Origin of the sequence: Pseudoalteromonas sp. SR45-5, assembly GCF_014163565.1 — a bacterium.
GTDB classification, from domain to species: Bacteria; Pseudomonadota; Gammaproteobacteria; order Enterobacterales; family Alteromonadaceae; genus Pseudoalteromonas; species Pseudoalteromonas distincta.
On sequence record NZ_JACJDN010000395.1, the window covers coordinates 1 to 3,857 of the forward strand.

Annotated in this window: 5 protein-coding genes; 3 read left to right on the plus strand and 2 right to left on the minus strand. The window is 39.2% G+C overall.

Going from position 1 to position 3,857, the window contains the following annotated elements; translation table 11 throughout:
- A partial coding sequence (gene bamC, locus H5072_RS13920; RefSeq protein WP_182693860.1) for an outer membrane protein assembly factor BamC occupies positions 1–696 on the plus strand: 696 nt, incomplete at its 5' end.
- Positions 697–762: 66 nt separating this feature from the next.
- Complete coding sequence (locus H5072_RS13925; RefSeq protein WP_138489349.1) at positions 763–2,133, plus strand: YjiH family protein; 1,371 nt, start codon at positions 763–765, stop codon at positions 2,131–2,133.
- Positions 2,134–2,185: 52 nt separating this feature from the next.
- On the opposite strand, the gene H5072_RS13930 is transcribed toward H5072_RS13925, so the two are convergent.
- Both H5072_RS13930 and H5072_RS13935 read right to left on the minus strand, forming a co-directional pair.
- Positions 2,186–2,332 carry a DUF2897 family protein gene (locus tag H5072_RS13930; protein WP_138489348.1) on the minus strand — a complete coding sequence of 49 codons (147 nt, stop codon included), beginning with the start codon at positions 2,330–2,332 and terminating at the stop codon, positions 2,186–2,188.
- An 89-nt stretch (positions 2,333–2,421) separates the two neighbouring features.
- Entirely contained in the window at positions 2,422–2,958 is a 537-nt protein-coding gene (locus tag H5072_RS13935; RefSeq protein ID WP_182693861.1) for an acyloxyacyl hydrolase, read from the minus strand.
- 245 nt (positions 2,959–3,203) lie between these two features.
- On the opposite strand from H5072_RS13935, the gene H5072_RS13940 reads away from it, so the two are divergent.
- The gene (locus H5072_RS13940; RefSeq protein WP_024595677.1) at positions 3,204–3,797 is read left to right on the plus strand and encodes a phospholipid-binding protein MlaC; all 594 of its coding nucleotides are present in this window, start codon (positions 3,204–3,206) and stop codon (positions 3,795–3,797) included.
- Positions 3,798–3,857: the final 60 nt, after the last annotated feature.

Sequence of the window (3,857 nt, forward strand, 5' to 3'; positions counted from 1 at the left end):
GGAACTACTAAAGAAGATAAGCTACTTGGTATTATTGAAACTGATTGGTACTCAATCATTAAAACCGAAGAAGGTTTTTGGTGGTGGGGCGATGAAGTTAACGATGATTTAGAAAAGTTTAGATTCACTATTGAAGAAAAATCACATCAACGCACTGCGTCTTTACGTGTAGAGCTGATTGATTTTAAAGGTGATAAAACGCTAACAGACTTACTCAAGCAGCAGCTAGAAGTACGTGCGCTTAACCAAGTAGTGAGCGAGTTTGATTACCGTTACCGTCAACTTGAAGTTGATATGCGTAAACGCCAAGGTATTATTTCTCTTGAAATGGGCTTTGATAATAAAGGTAATGCAGCACTTGTAACTGAGCAATCTTACGACGCTGTGTTTGACCGTTTCTCTGGGTTTTTAGAGCGCTTGTCGTTCTCTATTGTTGAAATTAACCCAGATACGGGCTTAATTACTGCAGATTATACTAAACCAGAAACAAGCGTTTGGGATTCAATTTGGGGTGATGACGTAGCTCAACTACCTATTGATGAAGGCCAATACCAAATTTTAGTAAGCAAAACTAAAGAAGGCGGTACTAGCTTAACGTGGATGGATGATAAAGGCGAAACGCTTGAGCCAGGTACTATGAATGGTTTACAACAAGCATTAGAAGCAGCACTCATTCAGCGCGGCATTAAAATTTAAATAATAATAAGTTTTACCACAAAAAGAGCGCTATGCTCTTTTTGTGGTTTTTATAGGTTAAACAATATGTCTCAGCTACCTGAACGTTCACACTATACGTGGCGCACTTGGTTTACTTTTTTGGTTCCTTCGTTAATTGGTGTGTTTTTATTTATGACACCCATTAGTACTTCGCAAGGGATGACCATTCCTATTGCCGTTATGGCAAAAGCGGTTCAAGCAATGATGCTTGGCTCTGCTCAAGCAATTATTACCCTCATTATTTGTATTACAGGGGTTATTTCTGTAATTACTAAAGTGTTTAAACCCGCCGCTATATGTAACTCACCTTTGTTAAAGCATTTATTTGATGTGAGCTGGACATGGCTGGTGGTACGCTTATTTGGTATGGCGTTTGGTTTAATGACGTACTTAAGCCTAGGCAGCGAGATGATTACCTCGGCCAATACTGGCGCGCTGGTATTAAATGACTTATTGCCTGTGTTGTTTTCGGTATTTATTTTAGCGGGCTTATTACTGCCGCTATTAATTAACTTTGGTCTATTAGAGCTTGCTGGTACGTTAATGACCAAAGTAATGCGCCCTGTATTTGGTGTACCAGGCAGAAGCGCGGTAGACTGTACTGCGTCGTGGTTAGGTGATGGCAGTGTGGGTATTTTGATGACTGCAAGGCAGTACGATCAAAAGCATTATACACAACGCGAAGCGGCTATTATTGGTACTACGTTTTCAGCGGTTTCAATTACATTTAGTTTAGTGGTGCTTGGGCAAGTTAAACTTGAATACCTATTTGCACCGTTTTACGCAACGGTATGTTTAGCCGGTATTGTTGCCGCTATTATTGTGCCGCGATTACCGCCACTGCGCTTTAAAAAAGACTTACTCATTGATGGCACTGAGCCAGATAGAGACGCTGAAACAATTCCGGGTCATAAAACTTTATTTGGCCATTCGTTAGATGTTGCACTAGCTAAAGCAGATAACTCAACGGGTGTTAAAGGCACTATAAAAGAGGGCGTACATAATGCGCTTGATATGGTGTTTGGTGTGTTACCTGTAGTAATGGCGGTAGGCACATTTGCACTGATCATTGCTGAGCATACGCCTATATTTCAGTATTTAGGTATGCCGTTTGTGCCATTTTTAGAGCTATTGCAAGTACCCGAAGCAGCCGCTGCGTCGCAAACTATTATGGTTGGTTTTGCTGATATGTTTATTCCGTCAATATTAGCAGCAGGGACTATTGAAAGTGATGTAACGCGCTTTATTATTGCCGCAATGAGTGTAACTCAGCTTATTTATATGTCTGAGGTAGGTGCACTTTTACTTGGCAGTAAAATACCGGTAAATATTTTAGAGCTATTTATTATATTTATTTTGCGAACGCTAATTACTTTACCTGTTATTGCGCTAATGGCGCATTGGCTAGTAGGCTAAATTAGCAAAAATATATTTAGCGAGTTGGTATTATTGAAAAAGCCCTGATTGATCAGGGCTTTTTTGTGTCTGTTGTATTTTTTATATTGGCGTTGGGCTTTATAAACTCCTGTTTTGCAGAGAGTCTAATCAGCGCAATATTACCAATGATAATGGCAAGAACAACAGCGACAATAATTACAATATGCCAAGTTTGCATCGCAGTATCACCTAAACTTTAGTACGTTTAAGTGTGACCGCTTTGCACTATAACAGCAATTGATTTACTCAAAAATACAATCAATAACGTTAAAAACGTCTCGCTACCGAAAGCGTTAAAAAGTTAAGCCCAGGGTTTGGCTCTTTAAAGCCTGCGTTTGAATAGTGAATAACGCGAAGGGCAACATTGGTGTGGCCAAAATCGGCTACAAGGCCTATGCGGTCTTCAAACTGGTAGTGAGTACTTATGTTTTTACCGGCAAACTGCGTTTCATCAATCAGTGATACACCAATGCCTGCTTCTACATAAAATGGGGTGTTGTTAAAACTAAAAGCAGGAAATTGCAGTACAGGTGACATAGCAAGTACTAGGTTTGATTGTGTTTCATCGCCGTGGCGGTATTCCCACATGTTTACGCTGGTTTCAAAGTAAAAGCGTGCATCACCAATAATGTTTTGCATACCAGGTGCATGATACTGATACGCAAGCTTAACGCCGTTTACGTTACCTTCGCCTTTGAGAAAGTCAACGGCATAACCGTGGTCCGATTGAGCAAAAGCAAGCTTGCCAAAAAGTGAAACTACTAATACAGAAGAGATAATAAGTGTTTTAAGTGACGTTTTCATAGGTGCCAAATGTTTGTTTGATTTAAGTTGATAACTAAATGATAAGGGCGGCCTGTTAACAATTACAATGAGGACAAAATGCCGGTTGTATATGAGCTGTTAATGGAGTTTTCTAACTGCTTGAATTTATTTTATTTATTTGATTGGTGCTAATTGGGCATTAATAAGTTGCTTATTTGTGCCTTTTTTATTGCGTATAGTTCGCGTAAATTACAGTCATCTTAATCACACAGACATATACAATTATGAAACTCTTTAAACTATTCGTCTTAGCCACTGCTTTTTTTAGCAGTTCGTTATTTGCACAAGCTCAGCAATCACCAGATCAGTTACTTGAATCGGTAGCCGACAAGCTTTTTGCAGATATTGGCCAAGTAAACTCAAAAGGTACAGCCAGCAAAGACGCGATGGCTGCCATTGTTGAAAAACGTTTAATGCCACATATTGACGTTAAGTTTGTGTCGTTTAAATTATTAGGTAAACACATTAAAGGTATTGAGCGCGAGCAAGCTGTTCAATTTATAGATGCAGTAGAGCATTACTTAACAGGCACATACGCCGGTGCACTAATGAAGTACACGGGTCAAAAAGTAGTATTTGAGCGTAATAACGCAAAAAGTGACTCTGAGTACGCAACAGTTAATACGCAAATTATTGAGCCAAATGCGCCTACTATCGACTTAAGCTTTAAGCTTCGTTTAGGTAAAAACAATGAGTGGAAAGTATACGATATTGTTGCTGAAGGCATTTCACTATTAAGTGCTAAACAAAAAGAGATTATTCAACGCATTTCTGATGTGGGTTTAGAGCAAGTTATTAGCGAGTTAAAAAGTAAATAGACTATTTGTCTGGCTCTGATTAAGCCCAACTCCAACCTCAAAAACGGCCAATTACTTATG

Coding starts and splice junctions, on each gene's coding strand:
- H5072_RS13935 (WP_182693861.1), bottom strand. CDS start 2,958: ATGAAAACGTCACTTAAAACACTTATTATCTCTTCTGTATTAGTAGTT.
- H5072_RS13940 (WP_024595677.1), top strand. CDS start 3,204: ATGAAACTCTTTAAACTATTCGTCTTAGCCACTGCTTTTTTTAGCAGT.
- H5072_RS13925 (WP_138489349.1), top strand. CDS start 763: ATGTCTCAGCTACCTGAACGTTCACACTATACGTGGCGCACTTGGTTT.
- H5072_RS13930 (WP_138489348.1), bottom strand. CDS start 2,332: ATGCAAACTTGGCATATTGTAATTATTGTCGCTGTTGTTCTTGCCATT.